The organism is Yersinia enterocolitica subsp. enterocolitica, assembly GCF_901472495.1.
GTDB classification, from domain to species: Bacteria; Pseudomonadota; Gammaproteobacteria; order Enterobacterales; family Enterobacteriaceae; genus Yersinia; species Yersinia enterocolitica.
Genome location: NZ_LR590469.1, coordinates 4,417,750 through 4,433,647 on the forward strand (window position 1 = coordinate 4,417,750; position 15,898 = coordinate 4,433,647).

Below are 15,898 nucleotides of genomic sequence, written 5' to 3' on the forward strand. Positions count from 1 at the left end.
TATCAGCCGAGTCGGGATAGTCAATCAGCGTTATCTCGACTTAACAAAATAAAAGCTGAAAAATATGTTGAATTATCATGCAACTGCCCCAATATTATAAACTGAACAATAAGGAGGATTAAGTATGGGGATCAGTGAGGAAGAGAGTATCCGCCGTTTGACTGATGAGAAAAGTTCTATTGGTCATTCGGCTAAATGGGTAGCAATTATATCTGCTGTCTATTTCGTTATTATGCTGTTTTATCAGCATGAATTAGGTGTATTAACCTTGGCAGGTGGGATTTTTGTTGTGTCCTTCTCAATCTGGATGAAGAAGCGCCAGAAAGTGAAGTCTTACAAGGATCAACTGCAACAGATGGGTGATGACAAAATGGTTTAATCTCATGCCCACACTTCGATTAGACTGATTTATCAGAGGAACAGCAGGTAACAATCCTGATGAACTGTTCGTCCGATTATCAGCCTTTTATCTATTTTCGCTTGCTGACCTGCCAGCGCATTCTTAATATTGCCTTTATCTCTATTATGATTTGTCCATTGGTTGTAGCGATTTGGACATATTAAACCCCGTTATCACAAATTTCATTTGCTCATATAATCTCTTCGCCTGTGGGTTATCCGCCGCGACGCGTAGCTTTATCTCAAATATATCTTGAGCCACCAGCAATTTTTCCAATTCTTGTAAACAGGCCGAACCATATCCTTTGCGCTGACACTGCGGCAGCACATAAAAATCTTTAATAAAGGCCGCGCGATCATTTTCGCCTAAACCAAACCATAAATAGCCCACCAGTTGACTATCTTGGCCGATATTGCTTTTATTTTCGATGCAATACAAATGCTCGTCAGGGCTATTAACACCCTCTGGTAGATAGCTATCAAAGCTATGGCTGGCATGAGCGATGGCCTGTTCGCTGCTATAGCCACTGTTGGACGATAAATCTTGCGCATATTCGGTAATAAATAAATTCCGATAGTCGCTAAGTTCCTCAGCACGCATCTCTCTGAGTACGATCATGATGTTTCCCTAGTGTAAACACGCTATTGTGATTGTTCAGTCTTGGGTAGAGTAGATTTAATTCGGAATAAACATTTTAATGCTTTTTAGGTAATAAGATAGATAAAGTAAATCAGATGGTTAAATCATAAAATGGGGATGTAATGATGACGCAAAATAGCCACAAAGATGCCGTTGAACGGCAGTTTGGTGATCAGGCAAATGCCTATTTAACCAGTACGGTTCATGCTCAAGGTAAAGATTTACAGCGCCTGGCAACACGACTACAACCCCACGGTGATGCTCGTTTACTTGATCTCGGCTGTGGTGCGGGGCACGCCAGCTTTACCGCGGCGGCGGCGGTAGAATCAGTGGTTTCTTATGATCTTTCAGCACAAATGCTAGATGTTGTCAGCCGGGCTGCTACGGATAAAAAGCTGACTAATATTGAAGTAAAGCAAGGGTTAGCTGAATCATTACCCTTTGATGATCAGAGCTTTGATATTGTCATCAGCCGCTATTCAGCTCACCACTGGCATGATGTGGGCCAGGCTTTGCGCGAAGTTAAGCGGGTATTACGGCCTGGTGGCAAGGTGATATTTATGGATGTCGTTTCTCCTGGTCATCCCGTGTTAGATATCTATCTACAAACTGTGGAGGTTTTACGTGATACGTCACATGTTCGTAATTACGCTCCTGGCGAATGGCTAGCACTGTTTACCGAGGCAGGATTGATCATTAATGAAGTGACGTCTGATCGGTTATATTTGGAGTTCAGTAGTTGGATTGCCAGAATGCGTACACCGACACATTTCGCTACTGCCATCCGTGAGCTACAAAAATCAGCATCTGATAGCGTAATTAATCATTATGAGATTCAACCTGATGGTTCTTTCACCAGTGATATTATGATGATTGTTGCAAAGCGTATCTAAATATATATAAATGGGCGGCGGTATATTATACTGGCGTCCTTCTTTTTTATTCATATTCTCCTGCGACATAGGCGACATAGATATTTTTATTTCCTCCTTATTCTCCTCACAATGATTAGTCTTCTTTACACAGCATTACGTCCCCTTGCATTGGTTCACTCATAATTAACCTCACAAAGACATTACATATAACCTGCCAGTTGGAGCATATTATGAAACTATTACCAGTCATCGCAGCTGCACTTATTGCTACCGCATCATTCGCCACTATGGCCGCGCAGGAAGTCAGTTCAGAACAAGCAATCAAATTGCAAAGTATCGGGGTTATTTCTCTTTCTAATGTCAGTGGGTCACCGACGGATGTGGAGTCAGCACTGAAGGCGAAAGCGGATGCTGATGGTGCCAGCCACTACCGAATTATTGGTATCAGTAACCCCGGTGATTCGAGTAATTACAGTGCCAGCGCTGAAATTTATCGTTAATTCTTTATTGTCAGTAAGTGTTAACGAAATAGTTAGATACAGTATTAATATTGATTAAAAGCCCGATATGACAATGGTTATTTATTATTATATCGGGCTTGATTGTTTTAGTGTTGCAAGTATTCATAAAGACAAATTTCTTCTATTTATAGACTAAAAATAGTTAACTCTTAGAGCAATCTTAATGAGAACTTAAGGAAAATAAGGTGTTATTGTAGTCCATCCGGGTTTCCGAGGAGCGGCTATGCTAAACACTGTCCGGCGTAATTTTAAAAGTCAGTTTTCTTATTTACAGCGTTTTATTGCCTCACCACGTACCGTTGGTACCTTGGCCCCTTCCTCGCCTTGGTTATGTCAGGCGATGTTGAATCAGGTAGATTGGAAAAAAAGTCTTAATATCGCTGAGCTAGGGGCGGCTGATGGAGTGCTGACCAAGCGTATTTTGTCGCATATGTCAGAAAGCTCGCGCTTGCAGGCTTACGAAATCCAGCCTCATTTTGTGCATTCTCTGCATCAGATTAATGACTCTCGATTGCAGGTCGCATTCCGTTCTGCTGAACAATTGGATCAAGATTACGATGTGGTGTTTTGCTGTTTACCATTATTATCAATCCCGACCAAGATAAGTATCAAGATATTACAACAGGCCCAGCAGCGCTTACGAGCCAACCAGGGGGTTTTGGTGTTATTCCAGTACAGCCACCTTTCCGAGCCTCTATTATCCCGTTATTTCACCTGGAAAAAGATCCGCGTCGTGCGTAATTTCCCGCCAGCTTTGGTCTATATTTGTCAGCCTCGTTAGAGGCTCAGTCTGGTTATTACCCTCAGCTAAATTGCACTATTCTCTCTGGCTTGTCAGCGGATTATCAGACGAAAAGCACAATTTTCTCTATTAATTAGGGGGTGGCTAAGGGGGACTTTCTGCTGTTTTTCTTTCATCTCCTGATGCAATAAGCAATACAATTGAAAATATCAATGATAATGATTACCATGCGCACTTGTTTTTTTTGATTATGTGATCTGCATGCGCTATTTTCAAATTCTATTGGTTTTTTGTCTGTCAAGTTTCACTCTCACCAGCCAGGCAAAAAGTGTTACCGATATTCTCGGTCGTCAGGTCATCGTACCGGATAACCCGCAGCGTATTATTCTGGGTGAAAGCCGGATGTTATATACATTGGCGTTATTAGAACCCGGCAATCCTGCACAGCGTGTTATTGGTTGGCCCGCAGATCTTGAGCGTTTTGATGCGCAAAGCTGGCAGCTTTACACCCAAAAATTCCCCGAAATCGCCAAGATTCCAATGATTGGCAGTGGAAATATTCGTCAGATCAATGTTGAGAGTTTAATCCAATTACAACCTGATCTGATTATTCTGCCGCGATTTGCTCGTGCCGAGGGCGATGATGGGACACTTGCTGGCCTGACTAAAGCCGGTATTCCGGTTATCTATGTGGATCTGCGGGTCGATTTATTAAAACACACCGTTCCCAGTATTAAACTTTTAGGAGAGGTGCTTAATCGCCAAGCCCGTGCTGAGCAATTTATCAATTTTTATCAACAGCATATGCAGCTTATCCAGCAACGTCTCGCCAATTATCAAGGGCGAAAGCCGACAGTTATGCTGCATTTGCATCTTGGGCGACGAGAAAGTTGTTGTACCACAGCCTCTAAAGGCAATCTTGGTGACCTGATTGCTTTTGCTGGGGGCGATAATATCGCCGTTTCTCGTATTAATACTGTTTATGGTGAGCTGAATCCAGAAAATATGCTGCAAGCCAATCCCGATATTTATATTGCAACTGGCATGGCAGGCCCGACAGGAAAACGCTTCTCAAATTTACAATTAGGGCCGCTGGTTAATGCCGAACAGGCGCAGCACAGCTTCCAACAAGTGCTATCAGAGCAACCGATCCTCTCTCATCTTAACGCGGTAACCCAAGGGCGGGCCTACAGTATCTGGCACAATTTCTACCTCAGCCCCTACCACGTTGTGGCGGTAGAAATGTTTGCAAAGGCCTTCTATCCAGACCTCTTTGCCGATATCAATCCGCAACAAACTTTCCAACAATTATATCAACAATTTTTGCCGTTACCTTTTTCAGGGATTTATTGGAGTCAGTTAGAAAATGAAAATAATTAAACGCCAGCATATGTACTGGTGTAGCCTGCCGCTGCTTGTTATGGGGCCAATTGCCCAAGCTGCTGATTCTCAAACAGCAACTAAAAATAGCGAAGAAAAAACCAAAATAGTGGTGATTGGTCAGCAACGTGAAGCTGACACACAAAGCTATCAGCCAACCAGCAGTGTTACCGGAACGCGCACTGAAACCAATCTGCTGAATGTGCCGCAGGCGGTTAACGTGGTTCCGCGGCAAGTATTACGTGACCAGGCAGCAAGAAATATTGATGAGGCGCTGTATAACGTCAGTGGTATTACTCAATCTAATACATTAGGTGGCACACAAGATGCCGTGATGAAGCGAGGGTTTGGTGATAACCGTGATGGCTCCATCTTGCGCGACGGCGTGCGCTCAGCTCAGGCTCGTAATTTCACCCCCACCACGGAGCGGGTCGAAGTTTTGAAAGGCCCGGCCTCAATGTTATATGGTATGGGGGAGCCGGGTGGGGTGATCAATATGATTACCAAGAAGCCACAGTTAGTGCAGCAAACACATATTGAAGGGTGGGGCAGCAGTTTTAAAGGCGGCGGCGGGCAGCTGGATGTCACTGGCCCATTGGGCCAATCCGGTTTTGCGTATCGGATGATTGTCGATCACGATGAGACTGATTATTGGCGCAACTTTGGTCGTAATCGTCAAACAGTTGTTGCGCCAGCGGTTATGTGGTTTGGTGACACGACCACAGTGCGTGTGGCTTACGAACATATGGAGTATCTCACCCCCTTTGATCGCGGCACTATTATTGATAGCCGCACCGGGAAACCGGTCAATACTCCGCGTGATCGTCGCTTTGATGAAGCCTATAACGCCACTCGTGGTGATCAGGACAATATCACGCTGCAAATTGATCAGGTGCTGAATGATAATTGGAAAAGCTCTCTGACCTACGCCTATAACCGCAATCGTTATAGCGATAACCAGGCTCGTGCATTATTGCTAGATCCCATTACCGGCGTATTGAGTCGTCAGGCCGACGCCACTGCCAGTGCGGTTAGCCGCGCTCAGGCCGTGCAAATGACACTCAATGGTGACCTTGACTTGGGCGGCATGGGCCATCAGATGCTCTTTGGTTTTGATTATGAAGATAGCCGCACATATCGTGGCGATATGATTCGCGGTAAAAAGAACTCAAACTTTAATATCTATGATCCCGTATATGGTTTGATGCCACCGTCAACGGCAGTCAGCGCTAAAGACAGTGACCAGCGTGAAAACCTGAAAAGCTACGGCTGGTTTATGCAAGATTCCATTGAGTTGACCGATAAATGGATTGTACTGGCAGGTTTACGTTACGATCGTTTTGATGTTTTTGCGGGTAAAGGCCGACCATTCATCACCAATACTGATAGCTCTGACAGTAAGTTAGTTCCCCGTGCCGGAGTAGTTTATAAGCTGACGCCAGAAGTCTCTTTATATGGTAGTTACAGTGAGTCTTTCAAACCTAATTCATCTATCGCCACCCAGATAGATTCGCTGCCGCCAGAGCAAGGCCAATCCTGGGAAGTCGGGAGTAAAGTGGAATTAGTCAATGGCGTGACGGGGACTTTGGCGCTGTTTGATATTGCAAAACGTAATGTCATGGTCAATGAGTTAGTTAATGGTGAAACCATCACTCGTACCGCAGGTCGTGTGCGTTCGCAAGGGGTTGAATTAGATATCGCTGGGCAGCTGACCGATAACTTAAGCGCGATTGCCACTTATGCTTATACTGATGCCAGAGTAACAGAAGATCCTGATAATAAAGGCAATCAGATGACTAATGTGGCTCGTAATAGCGCCTCTGTATTTCTGACGCAAGCATTGGGATCTACCGGTTGGCAGGGTGGTGATGATTTACGAATAGGCGCGGGTGCACGTTATGTCGGGCGGCGAGCCGGTGATGCAGCCAACAGTTTTACCTTAGATGACTACACGGTGGCCGACGCCTTTATCTCTTATTCATTACCTATCAGTAATTATCGGGTGAAATGGCAACTCAATGTGAAGAACTTCCTGGATAAAACCTATTACCCATCCAGTGGCGGTAATTTGCGCGTTGCTGTTGGTGAGCCTCGACAGTTTGTTTTGCGCGCCAGTGTTGATTTCTAATTCCGGTTATCAGCCGATGTGCATTGATGCTGCATATCGGCTGATAGTGCAATAGGCTATCCATTAGCTGTATCGTTAATTTTACAATGTTGTAAAGTTTGCACTGCCCTCAATTATAGGTATCATTTGCATCTACAGCGTAGGGCTGAGTGTTAATCCAGTTTAAGCGGCCAATAATAGTGGCCGGTTTTTTGATATCGAGAATTTATCCTTAAAAGCGGATGCGAAAGGACTTTCAAGTAATGACACAGACTATCTTTATGGTCGGCGCGCGCGGTGCAGGTAAGACAACAATAGGGAAAGCGTTAGCACAGGCGTTGGGATATCGCTTTATTGATACAGATTTGTTTATGCAGCAAACTTTGCAGTCGAGTGTAGCCGAAATTGTTGCCCGCGAGGGGTGGGATGGTTTCCGTCTGCGAGAAAGTATGGCCCTACAGACCGTAACCGCGCCTAAAACAGTGGTTGCTACCGGCGGTGGTGCGGTGTTATCCCATGATAACCGTACATTTATGCGCCAGCACGGGATGGTTATTTATTTGCGCGCATCAGCGAATGTATTGGCAGAACGATTGGCGGAAGATCCGGAAGATGCCCAGCGGCCAAGTTTGACTGGCAAACCGATTGTTGAAGAAATGCTGGATGTGTTAGCCAGTCGGGAGCCGCTCTATCAGGAGGTTGCTCATCATGTGCTGGATGCCACTCAACCGCCAGAAGAGGTTGTTGAGCAGATTTTGTACATACTGGCTGATGAGAAGGTTAAATAGCCAGCCGGTCTAATTTGTAAGATACGTGCTTTATGGAATGAATCGCTCGCCTATCTGATTGCCGGTTAATTATACGAAGAGTACAATTATCACCTACGTAATCATTTTGACGTAAATTACTTGCGTCAATCAATGCCTCTTATGGCAAGGCCACCAAGGCGGGCCGATGAAAACCGTCAAATTGTTTATCCATCAACACACCAATTTTATGCCGGCATTTTGGTCAATATTGATTGTGGTGTTTGAAACTTCGCTGGCGCTGTACATTCTCCGCAATCTTTAATATCACCTCATTTTCGTACTATGAACCTTCACCCTATATGCTGTGAAGGTGTTTTCTGGTCGCTAAATCGTATGCTTTCTCCGCAACCACAGCAGTGAATCCGGTTATGATCCCATTTCGCCATAATAATCAGTGACAGACCATTTATAGTGACTCTAATATGAAAGCTCAATTTTGAATTAAGACGCGGGTGCAAAACTATGCTGAAATTTAATGAGTATTTTACCGGGAAAGTGAAATCTATTGGTTTTGACAGTGACAGCATTGGACAGGCTAGCGTTGGGGTGATGGAAAAGGGCGAGTACACCTTTAGTACCGCTAAACCGGAAGAGATGACGGTAATCACCGGTAGCTTAAAAGTATTGATCCCTGGTTCATCCGGCTGGGAAGTTTTCAATCCCGGTGAAACTTTCTATGTCCCCGCGAACAGTGAATTTAACCTGCAAGTGGCTGAAGCATCTTCGTATCTGTGTAAATACTTGAGTTAATTTATTCTTTGAATTTGCCCTCTCAAATGTCGAGAGGGCTTATATATTTGGCGCTTAAAGCTACGGCGATATTAGTGCTGGGCTTCACCACCCAAGGCTTCAATCAGATTTTTAATCAGAGCAGCCAACTCGCTGGTCATCAGAATAAAATCGGCATCGAAACGTTGAGCAAAATCTTCCTGATCAATATCTTCGTTTTGCTCACGCAAGGTATCTGAGAATTTCAGGCGTTTTAGCGAACCGTCATCGGACAGAACGAGCTGAACACGCTCTTGCCAATCCAGCGCCAGCTTAGTTACCAGTTTACCCGCTTCTATATGCACCGCGATTTCATCACTGAACAGATCCTGTTTCTTACAGCGGATCACGCCACCATCTTCCAGAATAGCTTTCAATTCAGCTTCATCCATCAGTGCAAAGCCAGACGGTAATTCTTTGCTACGAACCCACTCAGTTAAAGTCAGTTCAATCGGATTTTCTAACGTCAGCGGAACGACCGGTAAAGAGCCCAGGCTTTTACGCAGTAATGCCAGGGTATCTTCAGCACGCTTGGCACTGGCCGCATCGACCATAATCAGGTCATTGACGGTATCAATCCATAAGAAAGTTTGATTAAAACGGCTAAATGCACGTGGTAATAAACTGTGCAAAACCTCATCTTTTAATGAGTCTTTTTCAGTTTTCTTCAGCTTGCGATGCTGTTCACCTTCCAACCGTTCAATTTTGGCTTGCAACTCTTGCTTAATGACTGGCGATGGCAAGATTTTCTCTTCTTTTCGCGCACAAATGACGATTTGGCCATTAACCGTATGGGTTAAGGCATCGCTGTGTGAACCCATCGGTGATACCCAACCGGTTTTTGCCATATCCTGACTGCCGCATGGTGTGAAACTGAAGGCGCTTAACTGTTTCTCCATTTCATCCGCAGACAGCGAAACTTCCCGGCTCAAACGGTAAACCATTAAATTCTTAAACCACAGCATAGTGTTATCCCTGGCTCGGGCGCGCCTGGAGCGCGCGAGTTAATCAAACGCAGGGCGGCATGATAACGAATTGAGGCGTTGGCCCCTAGTAAAAGAATAAGAAAAAAACAGTGCTGCGGGGTAACTCACTGAAGCTGATTCATATCTCACAGGATTCAAATACGACAAAACGCAAAATTGCGTGTGCCAGAGATTGTGTCGTAGCGAGGTATTGTCCAAACTAAAAGATGCGGATTCTTATTATCGTGATTTCCCTGAACTGCCGGAGTATATGCAGATATAGACGGGTTATCACCATCGTCACACCACAAACAATCCTGTCGATGAGGTAAGGCGCTATGCGCATTGGTATAGATCTGGGTGGCACCAAAATAGAAGTTATTGCTTTAGCAAATGATGGGCTGGAGCTTTTCCGTAAAAGGGTCGATACCCCACGCCATGATTATCAAAAAACCTTGCAGGCAATTGCGGGATTAGTCGCCGATGCAGAAAAGGCTACTGGGGTGCAGGGCAGTGTTGGCGTGGGTATCCCAGGGACACTTTCTCCTTTCACCAGGAAGGTGAAAAATGCCAATTCAGTTTGGCTAAATGGACAAGAGCTGGATAAAGACCTGTCAACGCTTCTCTCTCGTCCGGTGCGTCTGGCGAATGATGCTAACTGTCTTGCTGTATCGGAGGCAACTGATGGTGCTGGTGCTGGAAAGCATCTGGTATTTGCAGTCATTATTGGTACGGGTTGTGGTTCAGGTATTGCCATTGATGGGCGTGTGCATGCTGGTGGTAATGGTATTTCCGGTGAGTGGGGGCATAACCCATTGCCGTGGCAGGATGATGAAGAGCGGCAGTATCAACAGGAAGTGGCTTGTTATTGCGGAAAATCAGGCTGTATTGAGACCTTTGTCTCCGGAACAGGTTTTGCTACGGATTACTTTCGCCTGAGTGGTCAGCCACTTAAGGGTCATGAGATTATGGCGTTAGTTGAACAAGGTGAGGTGTTGGCTGAGCAGGTGATGGTCAATTACGAGCGTCGCTTGGCCAAATCATTAGCCCATGTTATCAACCTTTTTGATCCTGATGTTGTGGTATTAGGTGGCGGGATGAGCAATGTCGACCGTCTATATAAAACAGTAACTGCGTTAATTAGCCCTTGGGTATTTGGCGGCGAGTGCGAAACCCCGGTTCGTAAAGCTGTACATGGGGATTCTAGTGGGGTGCGCGGGGCCGCTTGGCTGTGGCCTGCCCTTCGTCCTTGACGCTACAGCGTTGTTAGCTGTACTCGCGCACCCGAATCACTTACTTATAGTTGATCTTAGTTATAAATAAGTTCATCGGGATTTGATCGCTTGCTGTGTGGCTGTAACTCTAAATGAGGTTAATGACAAAGTGCCCGTAGCGGCGAAAACAGGCAGATCGTAAAGACGCCGTAAACCCTTCCCTGGGCTCGAACCGCGCCGTCCCTGGCGCGGACGCTTTACTCTTCTACCTGTCATCACCTTGCAAGATCGAGTTGTTGGGGTTTGTCAGCAGTCTGTCTAAATGCTTAGTCTTGATTGACTCGGAAGATGTTATCTAAGCGGCTAACGCCCAATCCGTTGACTTTTTTCACTTTAATTTGCACTGGGATTCTGTCTTTCATCGCCTCGACATGGCTAATAACGCCAATGGTTTTACCCGATGCATTCAGGCTATCCAGGGCATCCAGTGCCGTATCCAGTGTCTCCGCATCCAAGGTACCGAAGCCTTCATCGAGAAATAGTGAATCAATACTGGTTTTATGGCTGACCAGATCTGATAGTGCCAAAGCCAGAGCTAAGCTGACCAGGAAGCTTTCTCCCCCTGACAAGGTGCGGGTGTCACGGATAGCATCCGCTTGCCAGGTATCCACCACTTGTAGTTCCAGCGCGTCACTGGTTTTACGCTGCAATTGATAGCGCCCATGTAGGCGGCTGAGTTGGTTGTTTGCCAGATAGACCAAATGATCGAGTGTCAAGCCTTGGGCAAACTTGCGGAATTTATCACCTTCTTTAGAGCCAATTAAGTGATTGAGATAGCTCCAGTCATCATATTGTTGCTGGCTATGTTCAATTTGCTCAAACAGTGCATGTTGGTTGCGACGGCGAATTATGTCACTTTCTAGCTGATTGCGTAATTCACCTTGCCGTAAGGTATTGGCTTTCAGTTGGGCCAGTAATTGTTCTGATTGCCGCTGTAATACCGCCAATTCAGATGTCTGATCGACGCCATCAGGGCAAGATTGTATCAGTTGAGCCAATGCTTCACTGGCTTGTTGGTGACGGATATTGGCCTGTTGCTGGTGCTCACTCAGTTGCTGTTGCAATTGCTGCAAACGCTGCCTTTCTTCCTCACTCAGGAGTGCAGCGGTTAAGGCTGCCTCATCATCAAATTCACTACTTGCCAGTGCTTGCCGTAATTCAGCTTGGGCTGTAGTGGCTCGTTGTTGATTTTGATTGCACTGTTGTTCTAGCCCCGTCAGTTCGCCGGAGAGTAAGTTAAGTTGAGATTGTGCTTGTTGCAGGGCTTGTGCTGTATTTTGTTGGGCCAGTTCTACTTGTTGCTGTTGTTGGCGCAATAACTGGCGGGCTTCCACCACACTGCGGTCACCAAATAGCGCCTGACGTTGTCGCTTTTGTTGCTGCAACAGTGTCTCGGTCTGCTGATGTTGTTGTGTGAGTATAGATAGCTGATCAATACACTCTTGCAGGTGGCGACGTTCATTTTCAATCTGCGTTTCCAGTGCTTTTTGCCCCAGTGCCAACTGTTGTTGTTCCTGCTGATACTGGTGCCAGCGCTGATTTTCCTCTTCCCGCAGTGCCAGCCAGCTCTGTTGTTGGTCTGCTTCAGGCATTGATAGCGATAACTCAGCCAGAGCATGGCTAAAGTCTTGACGTGTTTTTGCCAATTCAACCAGTTGGTGTTGATGTTGTGCATGCAACTTTTGGTGCGCTTGCTCGGCATCTTGTCGGCGCTGACTAATTAGGGCTAATTGCTGCTGATGTTTTTGCTGCTGCTGTTCTGCTTGAGTCAGAATATCTTTAGCTTGTTGATATTGCTGATTCAATCGTTCATATTCCGCCAGTTTTAGCTGACAGGTTTGCTCTGATTGTTCTTGTTGTTCCAACCAGGCTATTAAGGTCTCAGGTTCATTCAACGCAAATGTTAGCGTTAATGGTTGTGTCAGTGCATGCCATTGCTGGTGATAATCTGTCAGTTGCTGCTGGCTGTGCTGTAACTCTTGCTCCAGACGCAACTGTTGTTGCTGCATGCTGGCGACCTGAGTGCGTAATTCAGTTCCCGCAGTGAAAAGTTGTTCAACCTGCAGTCGCAGTTCTTCTACTCGCACCGCCGTTTCTGAGGGTTTTACTGCCTGATACTCAGTAATGGCAGGGTGATCCACTGCACCACATAATGGGCATGCTTCTCCTGGTTGCAGTTTGGCTCTTTCAGACTCTAACCGGACGATTTGTTTTTCGCGTTCCAGCAAAGTCTCCAGATCAGTCAGATGCTGTTTTTGTTGTTTATATAACTGACGTTTTTCTGCTAGCTGTTGTTCGAGTAATTGTAGTTGCTGCTGTTGGGCAATAAACTGCTGTCGCTGTTTATCATGCAACGCCTGAACTTGCTGCGCCAATGGCGATAATGCCGCTAATTGTTGTCGTACAGGCCGTTGTTGTTGTAGCTCAATGAGTTGTTGGCGTAACTGCGCGGAGGGCTGTTGTTGCTCCAGTGCTGACAATTGTTGCTGAATACTACCGGTCTGCGAGTGGGCTTGTACTAATGCAGCTTGTTGCTGTTTATCTTGTTCATTCAGTGTGTCAATTTGCTGTTGTAAGGTCGCCAGTAACATGGCCTGCTGTTGCAACTGCTGTTCGCTTTCAACTGATTGTTGTTGCTGCATGTGTAATTGGCGGAACTGCTCACGCCACAAAGGCAGGTTTTTTTCCCAGTGTTGATGGTGGGCATACTGCTGGGTGTACTCAGTCAGTTGTTGCAGGCGCTGGTAAGCTAGCTTGAACTGTTGTTCATTTAGTTCAAGCTGTTGTTTACTCTGCTGTTCTTTGGTGCGTAACTGTTCCAGTTGCGTACCTAGTAGCATTAATGAGTGCTGTTGTTGAGCAATAAGGTTATCCAGCGGAACGACTTTTTGCTCGATCAGTGTTTCTTGCTCATGTTGATTAGTTGCGTGTTGCTGGCGGGCAAGATTGGCTTGCTCCAGCGCCTGAGTCAGTGGCGTCAGTTGTGTTTGAAGTTGCTGTTGCTGCTGCGTCAGTGTGGTGATACGCAGTTGTATCTGCTGCAAATCCTGTAGGCTACGGGAACACTCGCGTAATAGGGGGCGTAACTTTTCTGCTGGTTCACTACGGGCCAGGCGTTGCAGTTCGGGTTGTGCTTGCAGATATTCTTGCTCAATAATTTTCTGCTGCTGTTGATATTCCAACACATTTTTTTGCTGTTGCTGCCATCCGATGAGCCAATTTATTTGCTTTTGATTTACCCGCTGTTCTGAAGCAAGCTGCTTTTCTTGTTCACCGAGTACATCTAATTGTTGCGCCAGATCTGCACGCTGCTCTTCATTTAGCAGTTCAATACCGCTGGCGCGTTGATGCAATGCATCTAGTGCGATCTTGGCTTGCTTATGTTGCTCAAATACGTGTTCAGATAACCGACCATAGATGTCAGTGCCGGTTAACTCTTCCAATAATTCCGCGCGATCATTGGCATCAGCATTGAGAAATGCCGCAAATTGCCCCTGTGACAGCATCATCGATTTGGTAAATCGGCCAAAATCCAGCCCGGTGATTGCGGCAACCATATCAAGCTTATCGCGCACTTTATCGGCCAGAATCTTGCCGTTTTCGCATAGCGCCAACTCAACTTTAGGCGCTTGCAGATTTCCTTCCGAGCTATTTTTAGCGCGCCGTTGGCTCCAGAAAGCACGATAACGCGTTCCTTTTACCTCAAACTCGACTTCAGCCAGTGACTCCGCCGTGTGGCGAGTCATCAGTTCGTTTTGGCTGGGGGTGACATTCAACCGCGGGGTCTGGTGGTATAATGCAAGACAAATGGCATCGAGCAGGGTGGTTTTCCCTGCCCCAGTCGGGCCGGTTATCGCGAATAAACCGTTGCTGGCAAAAGGTTCGGCGGTGAAATCTATCTTCCATTCACCCTGTAGAGAATTAATGTTTTTCAGCCGTAGACTTAAAATTCTCATGCAGATTGCTCCTCTGCGGTATCTTTACCTTGCGTGATATCTTCAACCACCAGATTAAACATCTGTCGCATGCGCTCTTGGCGTGGTGCGGCTAAATCCGCCTCTAGCGCCAGCCGGCGTTCAAATACATCAGTGACACTCAGTTCATTGAGTGTTTCCTTTTCCTGCCGCTCAATACTGTTATTACGCTGCTCTTTGCTGCGGCGTAAGAGTACCACCTCAACGGGGAGTTCTGCGGCTAATGCCTGAATTCGCCTTTGAATATCAGTGAGATAATCTTGTGTGGCAACTTCGATATCCAGCCACACCGGTAACCCTTGGTGGTCGGCAAATTTAGTCAACTGTTGCTCAATTTGCGCTAAGTCACCTTTGATTAATTGCATTGGTTGAAATTGTGGAATGAAGATTGGGGTCACAGAGGCTAATGTCTGCTGGGCAAACTCCACCAGATAAACACTTTTCTCTTTGCTCAGCTCATCAAAACTCAGGGCAATTGGCGAACCGCTATATCGGATATGTTCGGTTTTTGCTACTTGCTGAGCACGATGAATATGGCCCAGAGCAATATAATCTGCCGGGGGGAAAGCGTGGGCCGGGAAAGCATCCAATGTGCCGATGTAAATATCACGAACCGAGTCTGAGGTAGTGACCCCCACCGTAGTTAGGTGCCCGGTAGCAATAATCGGCAAGGGCAGGCCTAACTCGGTACGCAGCTCGACGGCTCGCTGATAAAGCGCCTGATAATGGGCAGCAATTGCTTCCTGCAACGCCAGTTGTTTCTGACCACCGGATTCACCCGCCTGACTGGTGACTAGATCTCGTGGACGTAAAAAGGGAATCGCGCACAGCAGCGCCGCAGGATGATTTTGGCGGTCTTTCAAAATAATAACCTGTTGATCCAAATTGCTGCTGGCGCAGGAAATGACTGTGGTATTCAAATAAGAAAGCAAGCCGCGAGATTCATTCAGCGTTGATACTGAATCATGGTTGCCCCCCAGAACAACCAACTGGCAGTTCGTCGGCTGTAGTTCAACCACGAAACGGTTATATAGCTCACGTGCATAGCTAGGTGGGGCGCCGGTATCAAAAATATCACCCGCCACAATCAGCGCATCTACCTGATTTTCTTTGATCTGTTCTATGAGCCAGTGCAGGAATGCCTGATGTTCAGCCGCACGGCTTTTGGTAAAGAAATGCTGGCCCAAATGCCAGTCAGAGGTATGAATAATGCGCATAAATCTCCCGCTCGGGCCGGTCGCCATGTAAAGATAATGGCGCTGATTATAAACGCTGCCTGCTGGATGTCGCGGCTAAAAAAAGGCTGTGAGGGAAATCTCCGAGACGCCTCGCAAACTTGAGTGCTGCATTTTGCATTTATCATGAAATTTATCACTATGCTTATTGCTTGCCAGAGGGGGATGTTTTTCATAAAAATGTCACAAAACTGACGCATAATGACTTC

At 46.2% G+C, this 15,898-nt stretch carries 13 protein-coding genes; 9 read left to right on the forward strand and 4 right to left on the reverse strand.

Annotated elements, in window-relative coordinates; translation table 11 throughout:
• Positions 1–124 precede the first annotated feature (124 nt).
• Complete coding sequence (locus tag FGL26_RS20720) at positions 125–379, forward strand: hypothetical protein (RefSeq protein WP_005160536.1); 255 nt, start codon at positions 125–127, stop codon at positions 377–379.
• A 144-nt stretch (positions 380–523) separates the two neighbouring features.
• Here FGL26_RS20720 and FGL26_RS20725 read toward each other — a convergent pair whose 3' ends face one another.
• Positions 524–1,018, reverse strand: coding sequence for a GNAT family N-acetyltransferase (locus FGL26_RS20725; protein WP_005167543.1), 495 nt, complete (start codon positions 1,016–1,018; stop codon positions 524–526).
• Between the two features lie 143 nt (positions 1,019–1,161).
• Between FGL26_RS20725 and FGL26_RS20730 the strand changes: the two genes are divergently transcribed.
• The 7 genes from FGL26_RS20730 to ppnP all read left to right on the forward strand — a co-directional run bounded on the left by FGL26_RS20730 (position 1,162) and on the right by ppnP (position 8,223).
• Positions 1,162–1,932 (forward strand): class I SAM-dependent methyltransferase, encoded by a 771-nt coding sequence (locus tag FGL26_RS20730; protein ID WP_032902516.1) that lies wholly within the window; start codon positions 1,162–1,164, stop codon positions 1,930–1,932.
• Between the two features lie 212 nt (positions 1,933–2,144).
• Positions 2,145–2,414 carry a YdgH/BhsA/McbA family protein gene (locus tag FGL26_RS20735; RefSeq protein WP_005167548.1) on the forward strand — a complete coding sequence of 90 codons (270 nt, stop codon included), beginning with the start codon at positions 2,145–2,147 and terminating at the stop codon, positions 2,412–2,414.
• A 244-nt stretch (positions 2,415–2,658) separates the two neighbouring features.
• Complete coding sequence (locus tag FGL26_RS20740; protein ID WP_005167550.1) at positions 2,659–3,216, forward strand: class I SAM-dependent methyltransferase; 558 nt, start codon at positions 2,659–2,661, stop codon at positions 3,214–3,216.
• 222 nt (positions 3,217–3,438) lie between these two features.
• On the forward strand, positions 3,439–4,557 hold the full coding sequence (locus FGL26_RS20745; RefSeq protein ID WP_005167552.1) for an ABC transporter substrate-binding protein: 1,119 nt from the start codon (positions 3,439–3,441) through the stop codon (positions 4,555–4,557).
• Positions 4,544–6,685: a TonB-dependent siderophore receptor gene (locus FGL26_RS20750; RefSeq protein WP_011816920.1), complete on the forward strand. Its 2,142-nt coding sequence runs from the start codon at positions 4,544–4,546 to the stop codon at positions 6,683–6,685. The genes FGL26_RS20745 and FGL26_RS20750 overlap by 14 nt, the downstream gene beginning before the upstream one ends.
• Before the next feature lie 242 nt (positions 6,686–6,927).
• Positions 6,928–7,452: a shikimate kinase AroL gene (aroL, locus tag FGL26_RS20755; RefSeq protein WP_005167558.1), complete on the forward strand. Its 525-nt coding sequence runs from the start codon at positions 6,928–6,930 to the stop codon at positions 7,450–7,452.
• A 483-nt stretch (positions 7,453–7,935) separates the two neighbouring features.
• The gene (ppnP, locus tag FGL26_RS20760) at positions 7,936–8,223 is read left to right on the forward strand and encodes a pyrimidine/purine nucleoside phosphorylase (RefSeq protein WP_005160560.1); all 288 of its coding nucleotides are present in this window, start codon (positions 7,936–7,938) and stop codon (positions 8,221–8,223) included.
• Between the two features lie 71 nt (positions 8,224–8,294).
• On the opposite strand, the gene rdgC is transcribed toward ppnP, so the two are convergent.
• Positions 8,295–9,206 carry a recombination-associated protein RdgC gene (gene rdgC / locus FGL26_RS20765; protein ID WP_005160563.1) on the reverse strand — a complete coding sequence of 304 codons (912 nt, stop codon included), beginning with the start codon at positions 9,204–9,206 and terminating at the stop codon, positions 8,295–8,297.
• Between the two features lie 338 nt (positions 9,207–9,544).
• On the opposite strand from rdgC, the gene mak reads away from it, so the two are divergent.
• Positions 9,545–10,459, forward strand: a complete 915-nt coding sequence (gene mak / locus FGL26_RS20770) for a fructokinase (RefSeq protein WP_005167562.1) — start codon at positions 9,545–9,547, stop codon at positions 10,457–10,459.
• 287 nt (positions 10,460–10,746) lie between these two features.
• Here mak and FGL26_RS20775 read toward each other — a convergent pair whose 3' ends face one another.
• Both FGL26_RS20775 and sbcD read right to left on the reverse strand, forming a co-directional pair.
• The gene (locus tag FGL26_RS20775) at positions 10,747–14,436 is read right to left on the reverse strand and encodes an AAA family ATPase (RefSeq protein ID WP_005167564.1); all 3,690 of its coding nucleotides are present in this window, start codon (positions 14,434–14,436) and stop codon (positions 10,747–10,749) included.
• Complete coding sequence (sbcD, locus tag FGL26_RS20780) at positions 14,433–15,671, reverse strand: exonuclease subunit SbcD (protein ID WP_005167567.1); 1,239 nt, start codon at positions 15,669–15,671, stop codon at positions 14,433–14,435. The genes FGL26_RS20775 and sbcD overlap by 4 nt, the downstream gene beginning before the upstream one ends.
• Positions 15,672–15,898 lie beyond the last annotated feature (227 nt).

Excerpts from the sequence above, each read along its gene's own strand:
- FGL26_RS20720 (WP_005160536.1), top strand. The coding sequence starts at position 125 with ATGGGGATCAGTGAGGAAGAGAGTATCCGCCGTTTGACTGATGAGAAA.
- FGL26_RS20725 (WP_005167543.1), bottom strand. The coding sequence starts at position 1,018 with ATGATCGTACTCAGAGAGATGCGTGCTGAGGAACTTAGCGACTATCGG.
- FGL26_RS20730 (WP_032902516.1), top strand. The coding sequence starts at position 1,162 with ATGATGACGCAAAATAGCCACAAAGATGCCGTTGAACGGCAGTTTGGT.
- FGL26_RS20735 (WP_005167548.1), top strand. The coding sequence starts at position 2,145 with ATGAAACTATTACCAGTCATCGCAGCTGCACTTATTGCTACCGCATCA.
- FGL26_RS20740 (WP_005167550.1), top strand. The coding sequence starts at position 2,659 with ATGCTAAACACTGTCCGGCGTAATTTTAAAAGTCAGTTTTCTTATTTA.
- FGL26_RS20745 (WP_005167552.1), top strand. The coding sequence starts at position 3,439 with ATGCGCTATTTTCAAATTCTATTGGTTTTTTGTCTGTCAAGTTTCACT.
- FGL26_RS20750 (WP_011816920.1), top strand. The coding sequence starts at position 4,544 with ATGAAAATAATTAAACGCCAGCATATGTACTGGTGTAGCCTGCCGCTG.
- aroL (WP_005167558.1), top strand. The coding sequence starts at position 6,928 with ATGACACAGACTATCTTTATGGTCGGCGCGCGCGGTGCAGGTAAGACA.
- ppnP (WP_005160560.1), top strand. The coding sequence starts at position 7,936 with ATGCTGAAATTTAATGAGTATTTTACCGGGAAAGTGAAATCTATTGGT.
- rdgC (WP_005160563.1), bottom strand. The coding sequence starts at position 9,206 with ATGCTGTGGTTTAAGAATTTAATGGTTTACCGTTTGAGCCGGGAAGTT.
- mak (WP_005167562.1), top strand. The coding sequence starts at position 9,545 with ATGCGCATTGGTATAGATCTGGGTGGCACCAAAATAGAAGTTATTGCT.
- FGL26_RS20775 (WP_005167564.1), bottom strand. The coding sequence starts at position 14,436 with ATGAGAATTTTAAGTCTACGGCTGAAAAACATTAATTCTCTACAGGGT.
- sbcD (WP_005167567.1), bottom strand. The coding sequence starts at position 15,671 with ATGCGCATTATTCATACCTCTGACTGGCATTTGGGCCAGCATTTCTTT.